Source organism: Pseudomonas sp. R84 (assembly GCF_009834515.1).
Lineage (GTDB): Bacteria > Pseudomonadota > Gammaproteobacteria > Pseudomonadales > Pseudomonadaceae > Aquipseudomonas.
The window spans coordinates 2,598,626-2,616,998 of record NZ_CP019426.1; the positions used below are offsets into that span (position 1 = coordinate 2,598,626).

Annotated in this window: 18 protein-coding genes; 10 read left to right on the forward strand and 8 right to left on the reverse strand. The window is 59.9% G+C overall.

The window, feature by feature from the left end; translation table 11 throughout:
• The first annotated feature begins 64 nt into the window (after window positions 1–64).
• Entirely contained in the window at window positions 65–307 is a 243-nt protein-coding gene (locus PspR84_RS11700) for a DUF1652 domain-containing protein (RefSeq protein WP_016983016.1), read from the forward strand.
• A 4-nt stretch (window positions 308–311) separates the two neighbouring features.
• Here PspR84_RS11700 and PspR84_RS11705 read toward each other — a convergent pair whose 3' ends face one another.
• Entirely contained in the window at window positions 312–674 is a 363-nt protein-coding gene (locus PspR84_RS11705; protein ID WP_160057364.1) for an NUDIX hydrolase, read from the reverse strand.
• A gap of 224 nt (window positions 675–898) precedes the next feature.
• On the opposite strand from PspR84_RS11705, the gene PspR84_RS11710 reads away from it, so the two are divergent.
• Window positions 899–1,096 carry a DUF2188 domain-containing protein gene (locus PspR84_RS11710; protein ID WP_160057365.1) on the forward strand — a complete coding sequence of 66 codons (198 nt, stop codon included), beginning with the start codon at window positions 899–901 and terminating at the stop codon, window positions 1,094–1,096.
• Between the two features lie 64 nt (window positions 1,097–1,160).
• On the opposite strand, the gene PspR84_RS11715 is transcribed toward PspR84_RS11710, so the two are convergent.
• Window positions 1,161–1,400 (reverse strand): hypothetical protein, encoded by a 240-nt coding sequence (locus tag PspR84_RS11715; protein WP_008085812.1) that lies wholly within the window; start codon window positions 1,398–1,400, stop codon window positions 1,161–1,163.
• A gap of 184 nt (window positions 1,401–1,584) precedes the next feature.
• On the opposite strand from PspR84_RS11715, the gene PspR84_RS11720 reads away from it, so the two are divergent.
• Entirely contained in the window at window positions 1,585–1,920 is a 336-nt protein-coding gene (locus tag PspR84_RS11720) for a hypothetical protein (protein ID WP_160057366.1), read from the forward strand.
• Window positions 1,921–2,120: 200 nt separating this feature from the next.
• Window positions 2,121–2,657: a DUF6338 family protein gene (locus PspR84_RS11725; RefSeq protein ID WP_174244443.1), complete on the forward strand. Its 537-nt coding sequence runs from the start codon at window positions 2,121–2,123 to the stop codon at window positions 2,655–2,657.
• A gap of 195 nt (window positions 2,658–2,852) precedes the next feature.
• Here the strand turns inward: PspR84_RS11725 and PspR84_RS11730 are convergent, their stop codons facing one another.
• Entirely contained in the window at window positions 2,853–3,752 is a 900-nt protein-coding gene (locus tag PspR84_RS11730) for a LysR substrate-binding domain-containing protein (protein WP_127926836.1), read from the reverse strand.
• 119 nt (window positions 3,753–3,871) lie between these two features.
• Between PspR84_RS11730 and PspR84_RS11735 the strand changes: the two genes are divergently transcribed.
• Both PspR84_RS11735 and PspR84_RS11740 read left to right on the forward strand, forming a co-directional pair.
• Entirely contained in the window at window positions 3,872–5,239 is a 1,368-nt protein-coding gene (locus PspR84_RS11735) for an MFS transporter (protein WP_160057367.1), read from the forward strand.
• A gap of 30 nt (window positions 5,240–5,269) precedes the next feature.
• Entirely contained in the window at window positions 5,270–6,544 is a 1,275-nt protein-coding gene (locus PspR84_RS11740) for a glucarate dehydratase family protein (protein WP_160057368.1), read from the forward strand.
• 97 nt (window positions 6,545–6,641) lie between these two features.
• Here PspR84_RS11740 and PspR84_RS11745 read toward each other — a convergent pair whose 3' ends face one another.
• Window positions 6,642–7,526 carry a LysR substrate-binding domain-containing protein gene (locus PspR84_RS11745; RefSeq protein ID WP_160057369.1) on the reverse strand — a complete coding sequence of 295 codons (885 nt, stop codon included), beginning with the start codon at window positions 7,524–7,526 and terminating at the stop codon, window positions 6,642–6,644.
• Window positions 7,527–7,684: 158 nt separating this feature from the next.
• Between PspR84_RS11745 and PspR84_RS11750 the strand changes: the two genes are divergently transcribed.
• Entirely contained in the window at window positions 7,685–10,711 is a 3,027-nt protein-coding gene (locus PspR84_RS11750) for an FAD-binding and (Fe-S)-binding domain-containing protein (protein WP_160057370.1), read from the forward strand.
• On the opposite strand, the gene PspR84_RS11755 is transcribed toward PspR84_RS11750, so the two are convergent.
• Window positions 10,644–11,333 (reverse strand): paraquat-inducible protein A, encoded by a 690-nt coding sequence (locus PspR84_RS11755; protein WP_095125707.1) that lies wholly within the window; start codon window positions 11,331–11,333, stop codon window positions 10,644–10,646. The two genes, PspR84_RS11750 and PspR84_RS11755, sit on opposite strands and share 68 nt — an antisense overlap.
• Window positions 11,330–11,926 (reverse strand): paraquat-inducible protein A, encoded by a 597-nt coding sequence (locus PspR84_RS11760; protein ID WP_160057371.1) that lies wholly within the window; start codon window positions 11,924–11,926, stop codon window positions 11,330–11,332. Before PspR84_RS11760 ends, PspR84_RS11755 begins: the two co-directional genes overlap by 4 nt.
• A gap of 218 nt (window positions 11,927–12,144) precedes the next feature.
• On the opposite strand from PspR84_RS11760, the gene PspR84_RS11765 reads away from it, so the two are divergent.
• Complete coding sequence (locus tag PspR84_RS11765) at window positions 12,145–13,314, forward strand: DUF1624 domain-containing protein (protein WP_160057372.1); 1,170 nt, start codon at window positions 12,145–12,147, stop codon at window positions 13,312–13,314.
• 3 nt (window positions 13,315–13,317) lie between these two features.
• Here PspR84_RS11765 and PspR84_RS11770 read toward each other — a convergent pair whose 3' ends face one another.
• A complete protein-coding gene (locus tag PspR84_RS11770; RefSeq protein ID WP_160057373.1) occupies window positions 13,318–14,208 on the reverse strand; it encodes a LysR family transcriptional regulator in 891 nt (296 codons plus the stop codon).
• A 130-nt stretch (window positions 14,209–14,338) separates the two neighbouring features.
• On the opposite strand from PspR84_RS11770, the gene PspR84_RS11775 reads away from it, so the two are divergent.
• On the forward strand, window positions 14,339–15,169 hold the full coding sequence (locus tag PspR84_RS11775) for an oxidoreductase (RefSeq protein ID WP_160057374.1): 831 nt from the start codon (window positions 14,339–14,341) through the stop codon (window positions 15,167–15,169).
• Between the two features lie 132 nt (window positions 15,170–15,301).
• A complete protein-coding gene (locus PspR84_RS11780) occupies window positions 15,302–16,846 on the forward strand; it encodes an MFS transporter (RefSeq protein WP_160057375.1) in 1,545 nt (514 codons plus the stop codon).
• A gap of 114 nt (window positions 16,847–16,960) precedes the next feature.
• Here the strand turns inward: PspR84_RS11780 and PspR84_RS11785 are convergent, their stop codons facing one another.
• The gene (locus tag PspR84_RS11785; RefSeq protein WP_160057376.1) at window positions 16,961–18,352 is read right to left on the reverse strand and encodes an aldehyde dehydrogenase family protein; all 1,392 of its coding nucleotides are present in this window, start codon (window positions 18,350–18,352) and stop codon (window positions 16,961–16,963) included.
• Window positions 18,353–18,373 lie beyond the last annotated feature (21 nt).

Sequence of the window (18,373 nt, forward strand, 5' to 3'; positions counted from 1 at the left end):
AGACACAAATTGCTCGTCTATGCTCAACCAGTCGACCGACCCACCGCCTGCGAGGCGTCCACTCATGCTTGCCATTGACGATATCTGCCGGATTGTCGAATCCGGCTTTCCTGCGTTCAAGTGCGATTGCATTCCGAGCACGCAGGGGCTATTGCAGATCAAGGTGTATGAACCGGACAGCGGGCGAGTCGAGTTGCTGTTGAATGGCGTCTCCCCGGAACACCTCGTCACGATTCGTGACATTTCCAACTTCATCGGTGAATTACGCACGGAAATGAGCGCCGGTCGTCGTGCGTTCGCTGGCTAATCCCTCATAACCGTCGCTGAAACGCTTGAACGATGCGTCGCGTCGCGTCGCTGGTATTCAAATTGCGCACTGCGTCCAGCGGATGCCAGATGCAATCGATGATCTCGTTCTGCGGCCGCGCTTGTTCGAGATCCTGCACTGACGCTTCGTAGACATGGTGTCGCGTGCTGCCGCTCTGCAGTTCCATCAAATACAACACGTCGTCGGCGTTCAGGCCGGTTTCTTCCTGCAGTTCGCGTACGGCGGCTTGCGCGCGGGTTTCTCCGGGCTCTACTTTGCCGCCGGGCAATGTCCAGCGGCAGTGGGGTTTGCGCACCAGGAGAATGTGGCGATCCTGTTCGCATATAACGGTGGCGCGTACTTTCATCTGTTACCTGTTTACTGCCTGTCACAAAAAAGAAATAAAACTGCAATATTTGAGCCGAGGCTTGCGGCAAAGGTTTCATTGGAGTTTGGAGCGTTCGCGGCGGCGAAAAGTGCCAGAGCCATGACGGATGCGGCTTGCGACACCCGGTCGGCATTTCGGGCGGATCAGGGTGTAAGGTAAAAGCGTGAAGCTGGATCTGACCGTTAGCAAAAATGGAGGTGTCCATGAGCATGCCGATGTTGAACAAGATGCACATGAACGGCTATGACGTGCTTAGCGTGAACAATGGCCCATGGCGGGTTTGCACCCAGGGTGATCGGCTGGCGTCGTTTGGCAGCCGGGAGGAGGCGCTGGCCTACGCCGCCGCATTGCCTGGCTACAAAAAACGCTCGACGCGCGTGCAGAGTCACAAAACCCACTGACAGGCTGCCTGTAATTAAAGAGCCCCGGCAATTGTCGGGGCTTCTGTTTTGGGGGAGGGTGCTCTCAGTGGACCTTGGTTCGGCTGATGGCGCGGGCTTTCACTTCCTTGGCATACAGTTGCAGCCGTTCTTCGTCGCTTTGCAGCACCTCGCAGGATCTCAGCACGGTTTGTGCGTCCGCCTCATTGCCGGATTTGCGCAGCTGTTCTGCGATTCGTTTCAGGTCGACCGCCGACCATCTCAAGTCCGATGCAACGCTTTGCAGGTCGCGTTGAAGTTCGTGTTCGTATTCATTGAGCCGCATGATCACCTCCAGAACATTCTCGGTAGAAAAGAGTAGTCGCATTTTTCGTCGATGGGCAAAGCCTGTTCGTCAGTAAGCCGGACGGTTGTGAAAAGTTGTGCAGATTGCGCCGAGGGCGCGGTGCCACGATGGATGTAGCGCCGCTTACACGCTACATTCACTTTTTTCAGATCAGGAATGCACCATGCGGATATGGATCGGGAGTCTGGCGTTGGCCATGTTGGCGGGTTGTTCGTTGCCGGCATCGCTGGTGCCGGGTGAGCCGAATATCAGCAAGACCAGCGACAAGTCGCCCAAGGACTATGCTGCGTGTTTATTACCGTTGTGGCAGAAGGATGTGGCCAAGACTTCCCAGACATCGATTTCCAACGGCTACCGCATCACCGCGCCGAGCATCATTACGGCGGACGAGATCCTCGACATCGTCAAATACAAGGACGGCAGCCGGGTTTCGTTGTATCAGGGCCCGCCGTGGGCCAAGTCCGGGTCGTTGCGCCAGTCGGTGCGTGATTGCCTGTAACGACGCCTGCCGAGACAAAAAAGCAGAAGCCGTATCGTCGGTTTCTGTTTTTTTTTGCCTGCCTGGAGGCTGATAAGGTGTGGATTTGATTCGCGAAATGAACGGTGACAGTTGCGCACGAAGGGTTTCCTCGGTGTGCACTAGGCTTTTGCGGGGCGGTCGATAGTCAGGTCGGCCGGTCTTTCAAGGAGTCGCGGATCATGGATGATCTGGTCAAAGAAGTTATTCCGCTGTTGCAGTATCTGATTCCCGGGTTTTTGTCGGCGTGGATTTTTTATTCGCTGACGGCGTTCAAGCGACCGGATACGTTCGGGCAGATTGTGCAGGCGCTGATTTTTACGTTTGTGATTCAGGGCGCGGTTTGGGGCGTGGGCACTCTGTGTTTGTGGGTGGGTTCGAAGGGGTTTTCTGTCGGGCGCTGGGATGCCAAGAGCGAAACGATGTGGGCATTCGTTGTGTCGGTGACGCTCGGGCTGTTTTCCTGTTATCTGGCCACGAATGACAAATTGCACGGCTGGTTACGCAATCGAAATGTCACGAAACAAACTTCCTACCCCAGCGAATGGTTCAGCATTTTTGCCCAGCACCATCGTCTGGTCACACTGCATTTGATCGATGAAAGGCGCGTGTTTGGCTGGCCCGTGGAGTGGCCACCGGAATCCAGCAGTGGCCAGTTCGTCATGCAGAATCCCTGTTGGCTGGATGCGGAAGGGGCAGAAGTGCCTTTTGGCGCTTAGTTTTTGCTGATAGATTCCGGGAAGGTCAAGTGGGTCGAATTCGGCCCGAAATCGGAGGTTTCTATATGACAGCCAGAGCACCGCAACCAATGCCGGAATGGGTAGCGCGTCGCTACACGAAAGATGGCAAGCCAGTGGCAAATGCGCAGCCCAAGGCACCCAGTGCTCCACCACCTCTGAAGAACTAGTATTTCTTCAGCCCCAACCCTCAGCCACCGCCCGGCGAATCGCTTCCAGCAACATCGCAAACGCCGGGTTGTCGTTGTTCTCCCGCCAGATCAGATGCAGCTCGCTCTGCACCCCTTCGCCTAGATCGATATCGCGAAACACCACATTCTTGAACACCACACTGGTGGCGCAACGCGGCACCAGCGCCAGGCCCATGCCGGCGTTAACCAAAGCCAGAATTGTCAGCGATGACCCCAGCCACTGCACATAATCCGGCGCGACCCGCGCTGAGCGCAGCATGCCGGTCAGCAGTTCGTTGAACGGCGGATACGCGGCGTGGGAGTACATCAGGAACGGCTGTTTATCCAGATCACTGACCGCCACTTCAGCCGCCGTTGCCAATGGATGTCCACTCGGCACCGCCAATACAAACGGCTCGCGTACCAGGCATTCGGTGGCGTAGCCCGGCTCCAATAACGGCGCACGGGCAATGCCCAGATCGATGCGGCGAGCGCGCAGGGCTTCGTGTTGCTGGTAAGTGTTCATCTCCGACAGATCGATTTTCACCTGCGGCTGTTTCAGCCGTGCCTCGGCGATCACTTTGGGCAGAAACTCGTACACCGCGCTGCCGACAAAACTGATGTTCACCGAACCGATATCGCCCTCGGCAAAGCGTCGGGCGGTGACGGCTGCTTGCTGCGCGCGCTCCAGCAGGTTCTGTGCTTCGATGAAAAATGCACGGCCAGCGGCGGTCAGCGCGACGCTGCGGGTGCTGCGGGTGAACAACTCGACGCCAAGGTGATGCTCCAGCAACTGGATCTGCCGGCTCAGCGGCGGCTGCGTCATGTTCAGTCGCTCGGCGGCGCGGCGAAAGTTGAGTTCGGTGGCGACGGTGGTGAAGCAGCGCAATTGGGTCAGTTCGAACATTGATCTAATCCGGGTATCAATCGAATGCCAAGTTAGATTAGACGGGATCAATGATCGCCGTCCATGATCGGTCCATCGCTTTACGCCATCCCTAAAAAAACAAGATCGGGAGTCGCCCCTTGAAAACCCTCCAGAGTCCGCTGGACGTCACGGTTCTCGCCCGTGCCGCCGCCAAGGTCAAGCGCCACGTGCTGCCGCTGTTCGTGGTGATGTTCATCGTCAACTACATCGATCGGGTCAATATCGGTTTTGTGCGCAGCCACATGGAAACCGATCTGGGCATCGGCGCGGCGGCTTACGGCCTCGGCGCTGGATTGTTCTTTGTTGGCTACGCGCTGTTCGAAGTGCCGTCGAACATGCTTTTGCAGCGTTACGGCGCGCGGGTCTGGTTGACGCGGATCATGTTCACGTGGGGTGCAGCGGCCATGGCCATGGCCTTCGTCAGAGGTGAAACCAGTTTCTATGTGCTGCGCTTTATTCTCGGTGCGGCCGAGGCGGGTTTCTTCCCGGGGATTATTTATTACTTCACTCAGTGGCTGCCGGCCTCCGAGCGCGGCAAGACCATGGCGGTATTTCTCAGCGGTTCGGCCATTGCTTCGGTGATCTCCGGCCCGGTCTCCGGTGCGTTGCTGCACATCAGTGGCCTGGGCCTGCATGGCTGGCAATGGATGTTTTTGATCGAGGGCGCGGCTTCAGTGGTGCTCTGCGCATTCGTCTGGTTCTGGCTGCAATCGCATCCGCGTCAGGCCAAGTGGCTGAGCGAAGAAGAGCGCGAAGCACTGGTGGCGGCAATTGCCGAAGAGCAGCGCGCTCGTGAGGCGTCGCAAGTGGCCAAGCCGTCGATGTTCAAGCTGTTGGCGGATCGGCAGATTGCGCTGTTCTGCTTTATCTACTTTTCTATCGCCCTGACCATTTACGGCGCGACGTTCTGGCTGCCGAGCATGATCAAGAAGATGGGCAATCTCGGCGACTTCCAGGTCGGCCTGCTCAACTCGATCCCGTGGATCATTTCGATTGTCGCCATGTATGGCTTTGCGGCGATGGCCGGCAAGTGGAAGTTCCAGCAAGCCTGGGTCGCGCTGACGCTGGTGATTGCGGCGATTGGCATGTTCATGTCGACCACCGGTGGGCCGATCTTCGCCTTCGTCGCCATCTGCTTCGCCGCCATCGGCTTCAAGGCTGCGTCGGCGTTGTTCTGGCCGATTCCGCAAAGCTATCTGGATGCGCGTATCGCCGCTGCAGTGATCGCTTTGATCAACTCCATCGGCAACCTCGGCGGTTTCGTTGCGCCGACGGCGTTCGGCATCCTCGAAGAAACCACCGGCTCCATCGAGGGCGGACTGTACGGCCTGGCGGCGACGTCGCTGGTCGCTGCGGTGGTGATCTTTTTTGCCCGCACGGCGCCTGGCGCGAAAGGTAAAAACCTTGCAAAGCCGCATGACGAGGCCGCCGTTGTCGTGACGGCCAGCCCGGCCGCGAGCCATTGAATTGATTGTTGATCTGTCAGGAGCGTTATCTTGAAAATCACCCGCGTAACTGTGACCCCGATTGCCTTTCGCGATCCGCCGCTGCTCAACGCCAGCGGCATCCACGAACCCTTCGCCCTGCGCTCGATCATCGAGATCGAAAGCGACAACGGCTATATCGGCCTCGGCGAAAGCTATGGCGATGCCCCGGCGCTGGCGATTCAGCAGCAGTTGCAGGCACAGCTGATCGGCCTCGACCCGTTCAACCTCAATCAGTTACGCGCGATCGTGCAGGCCACCGTTGCCGCGAACAAACCGGCCAGTCTTGCCGGCGCCGAACTGGCACCCGGTTCCCACGCCAGCAAAGCGGTGAGCAATGCCTACTCGGCGTTCGAAGTGGCGTTTCTCGATTTGCAGGCGCATTACCTGAATGTGCCGCTGGTGGACCTGCTCGGCGGTGCTATTCGTGATGAAGTGCCGTTCAGCGCTTACCTGTTCTTCAAGTACGCACAGCATGTCGATTCGCCGTACAAACCGGACAATTGGGGCGAGGCGCTCAGCGAGCAGCAGATCGTCGCGCAGGCTGCGCGGATGATCGAGGCGTACGGTTTCAAGAGCATCAAGCTCAAAGCCGGCACGTTGCCGCCGGAGCATGAAGTGGCATGCATCAAGGCACTGAAAAAAGCCTTTCCGGGATATCCGTTGCGCATCGATCCGAACGGCAACTGGTCACTGGAAACCTCGATTCGCATGGCCGAGTTGCTCGGCGATGATCTGCAATATTACGAAGACCCGACCCCGGGCCTCGACGGCATGGCCGAGCTGCACAAGCGCACTGGCCTGCCGCTGGCGACCAATATGGTGGTCACCGATTTCGACGAATTCCGCCGCAGCATCGCGCAAAACAGCGTGCAGATTGTTCTCGCCGACCACCATTACTGGGGCGGCCTGCGCGACACGCAGACCCTGGCGAAGATGTGCGACGTGTTTGGCCTCGGCGTGTCGATGCATTCCAATTCACACCTGGGCATCAGCCTGATGGCGATGGCGCATGTCGCGGCGGCGGTGCCGAATCTGGATTACGCCTGCGATACGCATTATCCGTGGCAGGAGCCGGATGAGGAGGTGATCAAGGGCGGCAAACTGCCGATTGTCGATGGCTGCGTGAAGATCACCCGCGCACCGGGGCTTGGGCTGGAACTGGATCAGGATCAGTTGGGCAAGCTGCATGATCAGTACCTGACGTGCGGGATTCGCCAGCGTGATGATGTGCGGCAGATGCAGCGCTACAAGCCGGACTGGAAGGCGGTCAAGCCACGGTTTTGAGGTGTTTGATTTGACGCCATCGCGAGCAGGCTCACTCCTACAGTTGGAATGCGCTTCCCTGTAGGAGTGAGCCTGCTCGCGATTGGCGTCCTCATGTTCACAACGTTTTTACCAGCCAATCCCGAAACGCTTTCAGCGACGGTAAATTCTCATTACGCGACGGATACACCAGGTAATAGCTGCGGCGACTGGTAATCGGCTCACCCAGTTGCAGCAGTTCACCCTTCAACAACTCATCTTCGACCAGAATCCGCGGCACCAACCCCACACCAATATTCGCCCGCACCGCCTGAATCAAGTGCGAGGTCATTTCAAAGCTCGGCCCGATACGCATGCTTCGGTGCGGCAGACCTTGATGGCTGAACCATTCCGCCCACGCCTGGGCATTGCTACTGACGTTGAGCAACAGTTGCCCGGCGATGTGTTGCTCGGCGTCGTCGCGCTCAGTGTCAGAGAGTTGCGCACTGGCGATCACCACCAGTTCCTCGGTGTGCAAGGGCAGGGCCGTCAGCCCCGGCCATTCACCACCACCGACGCAGATCGCCGCATCGATTTCGCTGGTATCGAAGTCGATTGCTTCGATACGCGAATGCAAGTGCACGGTCATGCCTGGATGTGCGGTGTAGAAATCCTTCAAGCGCGGCAGCAACCATTTTGAACCGAAAGTCGGCAGCGTCGCCAGGCGCAGACTGTGAATGCCCGAGCCAAACGCCATCGCCTGCAACGTCGCACTGCGAATCTGCCCGAGCGCTTCGGCGAGTTCGCGCTGATACATGCGTCCGACATCGGTCAGCACCACTTGCCTGCCTTCGCGCGTGAACAAACGCATGCCGAGCATTTTCTCCAGAATCTGCACCTGACGGCTGACCGCACTCTGCGTCAGCGACAGTTCGTGGGCGGCACGGGTGTAGCTTTCATGGCGCGCGGCGGCCTCAAAGGCCAGCAATAACGACATGGAAGGGGTGAGCGTGCGCGGATTCATTCGTAAAAGTCATCAATAGCGGGTCGAATTTACGGTTGTCCCGGCGTTCGCCAGCAATGAACATGGGCACCATGAGATGGCGGAGCCTGACGCAATCATTCGTTGCGTACAACTGTTCACCGCCGCGCGGCCCGATTTTGACCGAGATAACCTGACCGATGATTGCCCAGCTGTCCCCTGCCAAAGCCCTGACCAGCGATTACCAGCAGTTCCTCCAAGCCCTGAAAGCCAGCGGTTTTCGCGGTGAAATCAGCGCCGATTACGCCAGCCGCGTGGTGCTGGCGACCGACAACTCGATCTATCAGCGCCTGCCACAAGCGGCGGTGTTTCCGCTGGATGCCGAGGACGTGGCGCGGGTGGCGCGACTGATCGCCGAGCCGTCGTACCAGCAAGTGGTGATCACTCCGCGTGGCGGCGGCACCGGCACAAACGGCCAATCGCTGACGGACGGCATCGTCGTCGATCTGTCGCGGCACATGAACCGCATCCTCGAAATCAACGTCGAGGAACGCTGGGTGCGCGTGCAGGCCGGGGTGGTCAAGGATCAGCTCAACGCTGCGCTGAAATCCGCCGGACTGTTTTTCGCCCCGGAGCTGTCGACCTCCAACCGCGCCACCGTCGGCGGCATGATCAACACCGACGCCAGTGGCCAAGGCAGTTGCACCTACGGCAAGACCCGCGACCATGTGCTCGAACTCGACATGGTTTTGCGCGGCGGCGAACGTCTGCACGGTTTGCCGCTTGAGGAAAGTGAGCTTGAAGCGCTGTGTGCCCGCGAAGATCGCGTCGGTGAAGTCTATCGCTGCGCGCGGCAGATCATTGATGAGCAGGGCGAGCTGATCAAGGCGCGTTTTCCCGATCTCAACCGTTGCCTGACCGGTTATGACCTCGCGCACTTGCGTGAGGCGGACAACCGTTTCAACCTCAACAGCGTGCTCTGCGGCGCGGAAGGCTCGCTGGGGTTTGTCGTCGAGGCGCGGCTGAACGTGTTGCCGATCCCCAAACACACGATGCTGGTGAACATCCGCTACGCCGGGTTCATGGATGCTTTGCGCGATGCGCGGGCCTTGATGGCGCTCAAGCCGTTGTCGATCGAAACCGTCGACTCGAAAGTGCTGTTGCTGGCGATGCAGGACATCGTCTGGCACGGCGTCGCCGAGTATTTCCCGGAAAGCGCCAAGCGCCCGACGCTGGGCATCAATCTGGTGGAGTTCTGCGGCGACGATCCCGAGGATTTACAGCGCCGGGTCGAAGCATTCGTCGAACACCTGAGCCGCGATCAAACCGTTGAGCGCCTGGGTCATACGCTGGCGGTCGGTCATGCGGCGGTGAACAAGGTCTACGGCATGCGCAAGCGTGCGGTAGGCCTGCTCGGCAACGTCGCCGGTGAAGCGCGGCCGCAGCCGTTTGTCGAAGATACTGCTGTGCCGCCGCAACACTTGGCCGAGTACATCGCCGAGTTGCGCGACCTGCTCGACAGCCATGGTTTGCAGTACGGCATGTTCGGTCATGTCGACGCGGGCGTGCTGCACGTGCGGCCGATTCTCGACATGAAAGACCCGCAGCAAGCGGCGCTGGTGCGCCCTGTGTCTGATGGCGTCGCCGCGCTGACCCAGCGTTACGGTGGGCTACTGTGGGGCGAGCACGGCAAAGGCCTGCGCTCGGAATATGCCCCGGCGTTTTTCGGCGAGTTGTATCCGGCACTGCAAGCCTTGAAGGCCGCGTTCGACCCGTTCAACCAGTTCAACCCGGGCAAGATCGCCACGCCGGCGAACACCGGTGCGGCGTTGCTGAAAATCGATGAAGTCACTCTGCGTGGCGAACTGGATCGGCAGATCGACGAAAAAGTCTGGCAAAGCTACGGCGCGGCCATGCACTGCAACGGCAACGGCGCCTGCTACAACTTCGATCCCGATGACGCCATGTGCCCGTCGTGGAAAGCCACCCGCGAACGCGCGCAATCGCCCAAGGGCCGCGCTTCGTTGATCCGTGAGTGGCTGCGTTTGCAGGGCGAGGCGGGCGTTGATGTGTTGTCCGATGCGATTCGCAAGCCGGCGTTTTTCAGCACGTTGTGGCAGCGCTGGCGCAACAGCCGTGCACAGTCCGAGGATTTCTCCCACGAAGTCTACGACGCCATGGCCGGTTGCCTGGCGTGCAAATCCTGCGCGGGGCAGTGTCCGGTGAAGGTCAATGTGCCGGAGTTTCGTTCGCGATTTCTTGAGCTGTATCACAGCCGTTATCTGCGTCCGGCGCGGGATTATCTGATTGCTTCGCTGGAGTACAGCATCCCGTACATGGCGCGGATTCCGGCGCTGTACAACGGTTTGATGGGCGCTTCATTCGTTCGTAGCTTGCTGGAACGGGTCGGCGGCATGATCGACGTGCCGTTGCTCAGTCGTTTTGATTTCCATGCGGCGATGCGCCGTTGGCAGGTGCAGCCGGCGACGGTGTCGACCTTGGCGGCGCTGACCCCGGCGCAACGCGAGCGCAGCGTGGTCATCGTGCAGGATGCCTTCACCCGCTACTTCGAAGCGCCATTGTTGGCCGATCTGGTCGAGTTGATTTCGCGTCTGGGTTATCAGGTGTATCTGGCACCGTTCAGCGCCAACGGCAAGCCGCTTCACGTGCAGGGCTTCCTCTCGGCGTTCAACCGCGCGGCATTGCGCAACGCTCGGCAGTTGCGTGAATTGGCCGATGTGGGCGTGCCGTTGCTGGGCCTCGATCCGGCGATGACGCTGGTGTATCGCCAGGAATACCTGAAAGTGCCGGGCATGGAGCAATGCCCGGAAGTGGCGCTGGTGCAGGAGTGGTTGCTCAAAGTGATGCCAGAGCAGGCGGTGCAGGATAAAAGCGCAGCGTTCCGACTGCTTGCCCATTGCACCGAGAAAACCAATGCCCCGGCCGCGACCCGCCAGTGGGAACAGGTGTTCGAACGCGCAGGTTTGAAGCTGGCCACGCAGGCCACCGGTTGCTGCGGCATGTCCGGGACTTATGGCCACGAGGCGCGCAACCGCCAAACCTCAGCGGTGATCTACGAGCAGTCGTGGGCACGTCAGGTAGACGCGCCGGCAGAGCATGGCGAAGCACTGGCCACGGGGTATTCCTGCCGTAGTCAGGTCAAGCGCCAGTCGGATCAGGCACTGCGCCATCCGTTGCAGGTGTTGCTGACGGCTCTGCGTCGCTGAGTGGTTCATCGTCTGGAGCGTTGTCCCAGATCAGCCGAGGGTCGAAGCTCATTGCCGAGAGCATGGTCAGCACCACGACCATGCCGAAGAACAGGATGCCCGGTCGCGGTTCGATATCGCCCAGTGTCTGGAACTTCACCAACGCTGCCACCAGTGCGACCACCAGCACATCGAGCATTGACCAGTAGCCGATCAGCTCGACGAAGCGGAACATTTTCGAGCGTTCCCGGCGTGCCCAGCCACTGTCGCGTTGCACAGTGATCAACAACAGCGACAGGGCGACGAACTTGACGCCCGGCACGGCGATACTGGCAATAAAGATGATCAGTGCGATGTCCCACGCGCCATGCTGCCAGAACTCCAGCACGCCGCTCATGATCGTGCTGTCGGCGCCGCTGCCAAGCATGGTGGTGTTCATCACCGGCAGCAGATTGGCCGGCACGTAAAACGCCAGCGCCGCGAGCATGTAGGCCCAGGTGCGCGCCAGTGAATTGGTTTTGCGCCGGTGCAGCGGCGCATCGCAGCGCGGGCATTCATGTGGCTCGTCGGTCATGTCGCAGGCCAGGCCACAGCTGTGGCACAGGCACAGGTTGAGTTCGCTGGCAGTCGCGGGTCGGTTCATGGAATGTCCCATAGGTCGCGGATATCGCGGCCGGCAATCCTGATCATCATCAAACTCAGCACGGCCAATGCGAACAGGCCGATGCCGGGCAACACGTCGAGCAATCCCGCCAGTTTGAACACCGCGACCATCGCCCCCAGCAGGCACACTTCGAGCATGCTCCACGGCCGCAGGGTTTCCAGCCAGCGCATGCACAGCTTGAAGCCCGGCGCGCGTCGGGAGGACAGCGCGAAGCTGAGCACCCAGATCAGCAGCACCAGTTGAAATGCCGGGGCAATGATGATCGAAATTGCCGCGACCATCGCTATGAAGGTGATCGGCCCCTGACTCAGCGCCAGCACCGAATCCCACAGTGTCGCGCTGTTTTTCAGGCCTTTGAGGCTGATGCTCATCACCGGATAGAAATTGGCAAACAGCCACAGCATCGCCGCCGTGAAGGTCAGTGCCAGGCGCTGTTCGACGGTCAAACCGTTGAAGCGCTGGAGTACGCCGCCGCAGCGCACGCACGAGGTTTTCTGGTGTTTGGCCAGCACGGTTTTTTCGTACACACAATCGCAGTGCTCGCAGATGATCAGGTGTTCGGTGTTGACCATGGACAACGCTCGACAGCAAGCCGCAAGGGCAGGGGACTTGATCACTATAGAAGCCTGAGGCTATTGGGCAACTTGCCCGGCGTGATCAACTGAGGTTTTTCTGAGAATCACTATCGATTGAGCTTGGGTTTTTGCTGGTTATTGTTATAAGGTAACGCGAATTTTCAGGGGTGGTCCTTGTGGGCATCCGGTGTTAACCCTTCGATTGCGAAACGCTCATGACGATTGTGCTCCCTCGTTCTGCCCCGTTGGCCGCTGGCCGGCTGCTGTCCATTGACGCCCTCAGAGGCTTGGTCATTCTGTTCATGCTGCTCGACCACGTGCGCGAAACCTTTTTGCTGCACCGTCAGGTCAGCGACCCGATGGACATTGCCAGCACCGAGCCGGCGCTGTTTTTCAGCCGCACGTTGGCGCATCTGTGTGCGCCGGTGTTTGTGCTGCTGACGGGATTGTCGGCGTGGTTGTTCGGTGAAAAGTACGCGGGCAAGTCTGATGTCAGCGCCTTTCTGTTCAAGCGTGGTCTGTTTCTGGTGCTGCTGGAATTCACCCTGGTGAACTTCGCGTGGACGTTCCAGCTGCCACCGAGCGTGATTTATCTGCAAGTGATCTGGGCGATCGGTTTGAGCATGATCGCCTTGTCGCTGCTGGTCTGGCTGCCGCGCTGGCTGTTGCTGACGTTAAGCCTGACGATCATCGCCGGACACAACCTGCTCGACACTGTGCATTTCCCGGTGGAGTCGGCGTTGCATGTGCCGTGGGCGATTTTGCATGATCGCGGCTGGATCGACGTCAGCGACACTCTGCGCCTGCGCACCTCCTATCCGTTGTTGCCATGGATCGGTGTGATTGGTCTGGGTTATGCACTGGGGCCGTGGTTTGCTCGCGGCGTTGAAGCGGGTTTGCGTCAGAGCCACCTGTTGATCGCGGGTTGCGCCGGGCTGCTTGGCTTTGTCGGGCTGCGGCTGATCAATGGCTATGGCGAAAAACCGTGGGCCGTGGGCGACACGTCGGTGCAAACCCTGATGAGTTTTTTCAACATCACCAAGTACCCGCCGTCGTTGCTGTTTATCGCGCTGACCGTGAGCGTCGGCCTGTTGCTGCTACTGGCATTCGAACGTTTGCAGGATCGTCGCTGGATTCGCTGGCTGACCGTATTCGGTTCGGCGCCGATGTTTTTCTACCTGCTGCACCTGTACGCGTTGAAGGTGTTGTACCTGATCGGCGTGGCCTTGTTCGGGCTGAATCAGGGCAGCTATTTCGGTTTCTCGTCAGTCGCGGCCATCTGGCTGGCGGCAGCGCTTCTGTCGATAGCGCTGTACCCGGCCGTGCGCTGGTTCTCGGCGTTGAAGGCCCGTCGTCGCGACATCGCCTGGTTGAAGTACCTGTAAGCGCTAGCGCCGGTTGCGCACGAAGTCGATAAACGCCTTCAGCGCTGCCGGCACATGACGGCGGCTCGGGTAGTACAGGTGCAGACCTGGATAGAACGGGCACCAGTCTGCCAGCACTTGCACCAGAAGCCCGCTGGCGAGGTGTTCGCTGACCATGTCTTCGAACACATAGGCCAGGCCCAGCCCTTGCAGCGCTGGGCCGACCATCAGGCTGACATCGCCGAGGGTCAGCGGGCCGTTGCCTTCGATTTCCTGGGCAATGCCGCCGCGCTCGAACTCCCAGCGATACATCGAACCGCTGGGGTAGCGGTGGCGGATGCATGGCAGTCCGTGCAGGTCTTCGGGCTTTTGCGGTGCTGCGTGACGTTCAAAAAACGCCGGTGAACCAACGACCACTGAACGCATTGGCGGGCCAATCGGCAGCGACACCATGTCGGCCTCCAGGCGATCACCGAAGCGCACGCCGGCATCGAACCCATTGGCGACGATATCCAGCAGCGCATCGCTCTCGACCACTTCCAGACGAATGTCCGGATACACCTGCAAAAACTCACTGGCAATCGGCAGCAACACCAGTTCGCAGGCTTGCCGCCCCGAAGTGATGCGCAAGTTGCCCGAGGGTTTATCGCGAAAATGGTTGAGGTCTTCCAGCGCATCGTCGATATCACGAAAGGCCGGTTTCAATCGCGCGTACAGGCGCTCGCCAGCCTCGGTCAACGCCACGCTGCGGGTGGTGCGATTGAACAGGCGCACGCCTAGACGGTTTTCCAGCGCCTTCACCGAATGGCTCAGGGCGGAGGGCGTCAGACCGAGTTCGATGGCGGCTTTACTGAAGTTCAGGTACTGCGCGGTGCAGAGGAAAACGCTGAGATCTGCCGCCGAAGGTGATTTCATCTGTGAATGCCTTTCACAAAGTTATGCAAAATTGTTGGGATTATCGCATCAGTAGCACGGCTTTAAAGTCGCATCAACTTATCAAACAGGCCCGGCACCCATGTCAGGGTTTCTAACAGGAGAAGTTGTTATGCGCACCTGGTTCATTACTGGCGCTTCCCGTGGCTTTGGCATTCTCATCGCCGAGCAGGCCCTGCGTTCCGGTGACGCGGTCATCGCTACCGCGCGCAACCCGCAAGACATCACTGATCGCCTCGGCGAGCAACCGAACCTGCTGGCATTGCGTCTCGACGTCACCCGTGAAGACGAAGCGCATCAAGCGGTCGCTGAAGGGATCAAGCGTTTTGGCCGTATCGATGTGCTGATCAACAACGCCGGGTTTGGCGTACTGGGCGCGGTAGAAGAAACCAGCGCCAGCGAGACCGAGCGCTTGTTCGCGACCAATGTGTTCGGTTTGCTCAATGTCACCCGCGCCGTGTTGCCGCATATGCGGGCGCATCGCAGTGGTCGGGTGATCAACATCTCGTCGATTGGCGGCTATCAGGCGTACATGGGCTGGGGCGTTTACGGCTCGACCAAGTTCGCCGTCGAGGGCATCACCGAAGCGTTGCATCAGGAACTGGCGCCACTGGGCATTCAAGCCACGGTGGTCGAGCCGGGTTTCTTTCGCACTGATTTCCTTGATGAACAGTCGTTGATCAAAACGCAACTTGAGCTGCCGGACTACGACGAAACCGTGGGCAAGATGCGAGTGTTTGCCGAAGCTGCGAATCATGCACAACCGGGTGATCCGCAGAAGTTTGCCGAGGCGATGCTGGCGCTGGTCAATGCACCGAACCCGCCGCTGCGCCTGGCGCTGGGCAGCGATACGGTGGCGCGGATCGAGGCGAAGAATCGCCTGGTGGCGCAGGAGTTGGCCGAGTGGAATGAGCTGGCGCTGTCCACCGACTTCGCCAACTGAACGCCAGAGCTGTGAGAGCGAGGCTGCTCGCTCTCATCTTTTTCGTGCGCAAACTTCGGTGGATTTTTCTGTGTGCTTTGCGCCTTATTCGCTGCGCGACGCAGCTTTGTGATAACTCAAAGGATGGAACGAATGATTTCTATGACTCAGCCGCACGGAGCGCGCGACAAGTTGCTCGTACTCGCGGCCGTGTGTCTCTCGGCACTGGTCCTGCCGTTGAGTTTTACCGGCGGCGCGGTGGCGACGCCGGCCATTGGTCGCGATCTGGGCGGCAGCCCGGTGGCGCTGACCTGGATCACCAATGCGTTCATGTTGTCGTTCGGCAGTTTGCTGATGGCCGCCGGCGCATTGGCTGATGTTTATGGGCGCAAACGCCTGTTCACCTTTGGCATGCTGCTGTTCACCGCCGCGTCGTTTGCGCAGAGTCTGGCGCCTTCGGTGTTCTGGCTGGACGTGTTGCGTGCCGTTCAAGGTGTGGCGGGGGCAGCGGCGCTGGCCAGCGGTTCGGCGGCGTTGGCGCAAGAGTTCGAAGGGCACGCCCGGACCCGCGCGTACAGCGTGCTTGGCACGACGTTCGGCATTGGTCTGGCGTTCGGACCCTTAGTGGCCGGGGCATTGATCGAGGTTTTCAACTGGCGAGCAATTTTTGTCTTTACGGCGTTGGTTGGAATGATCGCAATGGTCTTCGGTCTGCCACGCATGCGCGAAACCCGTGACCCCGATGCCAAAGGGCTGGACCGGCCGGGCACGTTGCTGTTCAGCACAATGCTGGCGCTGTTCACGTTTGGCCTGATTCAGGCGCCGGACAGTGGTTGGGGCAGTCCGCTGGTCATCGGTTTGTTGGGTGCTTCGGCAATATTGCTGGCGGTGTTCGTGCGCGTCGAAATGCGTGTCGAGCGGCCGATGCTGGACTTGACCCTGTTTCGTTATCCGCGATTCATTGGCGTGCAGATGCTGCCGATCGGCACCTGTTTCTGCTACATCGTGCTGGTGGTGATGTTGCCGCTGCGCTTTATCGGCGTTGAGGGCTTGAGCGAGATCGATGCCGGTCTGCTGTTGCTGGCGTTGTCGGCGCCGATGCTGGTGGTACCGATGCTGGCCGCCGCGCTGGCGCGCTTTGTATCCGCTGGCATTTTGTCCGGCACCGGGTTCCTGATTGCCGCCTCGGGTCTGCATTGGCTGAGTTTGTACAGCGTCGGTGAGGCGAAATTCGCGCTAGTGGTGCCGATGCTGCTGATCGGTGTAGGCGCCGGTTTGCCCTGGGGGCTGATGGATGGTTTGTCGGTCAGCGTCGTGCCGAAAGAGCGCGCCGGCATGGCGGCGGGCATCTTCAGCACTGTGCGCGTGGCGGGTGAGGGGATTGCCTTGGCGATTGTCGCGGCAGTGCTGGCGTCATTGCTGCACGCTGATCTGTCGAGTGCCGTGCACGTGGTGACAGGCAGCGCCGAGGCATCGCTGATTGCCGAGACCGCGCACCGGGTGACGACGGGTGATATGGCGCATGCGATCAACACCGTGCCAGGTCTGGCCAATGAACGCCTGGTGCAAGGTTATGCGTCAGCGTTTCAATATCTACTGCATATCCTGACGGTGATCACGCTGGTGTCGGCGGTGGTGGTGCTGGGCTTGTTGAGCAAGGATCGCAGCGTCGCCGAGCCACAACAGGCTGCTGCATAAACCCAATGTGGGAGCGAGCTTGCTCGCGAAAGCGGTGAGTCAGCAACGGATGGGTTGACTGACATTGCCTCTTCGCTAGCAGGCTCGCTCCCACAGGGTTTTCCGGTGTCTGGATTATTTGCGATCCAGCCACACAGTTTGCGCATTGCAGAACTCGCGCACGCCGAAGTGCGACAGCTCGCGACCGAAACCACTCTTCTTCACGCCGCCAAAGGTCACACGCGGATCGCTGGCGGAGTAGCCGTTGATGAACACGCCGCCAGTGTCCAGTTCGCTGGTCAGTTGCTGGGCCAGTGCCACGTTGGCGGTGTAGATCGTAGCGGTCAGGCCGAACTCGCTGTCATTGGCCAAGGCCACGGCATGCGCGCAATCGCGGGCGGTGATGATCGACGCGACCGGGCCGAACAGTTCCTGTCTGAACGAGGTCATACGATCGGTGACATCGGCCAGCACGGTTGGCTCGTAGTAGTTGCCCGGGCCTGCGGACTTGCCGCCGCCGAGCAGCAGGGTGGCGCCTTCTTCCAGGGTGTCACGCACTTGCTGGTCGAGTTCATCGCGCAGGTCGAAACGCGCCATCGGGCCGATGTATGTGTCGGCGGACAGCGGATCCCCGACCTTCAACTTGCGCGTGGCTTCGACAAACTTGCGGGTGAATTCTTCAACCACGCCTTCTTCGATGATCAGGCGTTTGGCTGCCGCGCAGACCTGACCGGAGTTCTGGTAGCGACCAATGACCGCCGCTTGCACCGCTTCGTCCAGATCGGCGTCGTTGAGCACGATAAACGGATCGGAACCGCCCAGTTCCAGCACGCATTTCTTCAACGCAGCACCGGCCTGCGCGCCGATTGCCATGCCGGCACGGACGCTGCCGGTCAGGGTCACGGCGGCAATGCGGGGATCAGCGATGGCGGTGGAAACGCCTTCCGGAGTGACGTTGATCACCTCAAAAACACCCTCGGCGAAACCGGCGCGGGTAAAGGCATCGCGCAACAGATAGGCGCTGCCCATCACGTTCGGCGCATGTTTGAGCACGTAAGTGTTGCCGGCGATCAGCGCCGGCACGGCACCGCGCAGTACTTGCCAGATCGGGAAGTTCCACGGCATCACCGCGAGAATCGGGCCGAGCGGACGGTACTCGATGCGCGCCTTGCCACCTTCAACCTGCGTCGGCTCGGCGTCGAGCATGGCCGGGCCGTGTTCGGCGTACCACTCGCAGAGCTTGGCGCATTTTTCGATTTCGCCACGAGCCTGGGCGATTGGCTTGCCCATTTCCTGAGTGATCATGGTGGCCATGGCCTCGCTGGTTTCACGCAGCGCACCGGCGAGGGCGGTCAACAAGCGCGAGCGATCCTGCAACGGCTTGCGCTTCCATTTGCCGAAGCCGTAGGCGGCGCGGGTCAGCGCGGCGTCGAGGGCGGCAGCGGATTCAAATGCGTAATGACCGATCTGCTCGCCAGTGGCGGGGTTGATCGAGATGGCGTGGGTCTGGCTGGAAATCTGGCTCATGGCATCGTCCTGCGTGTTCGT

Excerpts from the sequence above, each read along its gene's own strand:
- PspR84_RS11700 (WP_016983016.1), top strand. The coding sequence starts at position 65 with ATGCTTGCCATTGACGATATCTGCCGGATTGTCGAATCCGGCTTTCCT.
- PspR84_RS11705 (WP_160057364.1), bottom strand. The coding sequence starts at position 674 with ATGAAAGTACGCGCCACCGTTATATGCGAACAGGATCGCCACATTCTC.
- PspR84_RS11710 (WP_160057365.1), top strand. The coding sequence starts at position 899 with ATGAGCATGCCGATGTTGAACAAGATGCACATGAACGGCTATGACGTG.
- PspR84_RS11715 (WP_008085812.1), bottom strand. The coding sequence starts at position 1,400 with ATGCGGCTCAATGAATACGAACACGAACTTCAACGCGACCTGCAAAGC.
- PspR84_RS11720 (WP_160057366.1), top strand. The coding sequence starts at position 1,585 with ATGCGGATATGGATCGGGAGTCTGGCGTTGGCCATGTTGGCGGGTTGT.
- PspR84_RS11725 (WP_174244443.1), top strand. The coding sequence starts at position 2,121 with ATGGATGATCTGGTCAAAGAAGTTATTCCGCTGTTGCAGTATCTGATT.
- PspR84_RS11730 (WP_127926836.1), bottom strand. The coding sequence starts at position 3,752 with ATGTTCGAACTGACCCAATTGCGCTGCTTCACCACCGTCGCCACCGAA.
- PspR84_RS11745 (WP_160057369.1), bottom strand. The coding sequence starts at position 7,526 with ATGAATCCGCGCACGCTCACCCCTTCCATGTCGTTATTGCTGGCCTTT.
- PspR84_RS11750 (WP_160057370.1), top strand. The coding sequence starts at position 7,685 with ATGATTGCCCAGCTGTCCCCTGCCAAAGCCCTGACCAGCGATTACCAG.
- PspR84_RS11755 (WP_095125707.1), bottom strand. The coding sequence starts at position 11,333 with ATGAACCGACCCGCGACTGCCAGCGAACTCAACCTGTGCCTGTGCCAC.
- PspR84_RS11760 (WP_160057371.1), bottom strand. The coding sequence starts at position 11,926 with ATGGTCAACACCGAACACCTGATCATCTGCGAGCACTGCGATTGTGTG.
- PspR84_RS11765 (WP_160057372.1), top strand. The coding sequence starts at position 12,145 with ATGACGATTGTGCTCCCTCGTTCTGCCCCGTTGGCCGCTGGCCGGCTG.
- PspR84_RS11770 (WP_160057373.1), bottom strand. The coding sequence starts at position 14,208 with ATGAAATCACCTTCGGCGGCAGATCTCAGCGTTTTCCTCTGCACCGCG.
- PspR84_RS11775 (WP_160057374.1), top strand. The coding sequence starts at position 14,339 with ATGCGCACCTGGTTCATTACTGGCGCTTCCCGTGGCTTTGGCATTCTC.
- PspR84_RS11780 (WP_160057375.1), top strand. The coding sequence starts at position 15,302 with ATGATTTCTATGACTCAGCCGCACGGAGCGCGCGACAAGTTGCTCGTA.
- PspR84_RS11785 (WP_160057376.1), bottom strand. The coding sequence starts at position 18,352 with ATGAGCCAGATTTCCAGCCAGACCCACGCCATCTCGATCAACCCCGCC.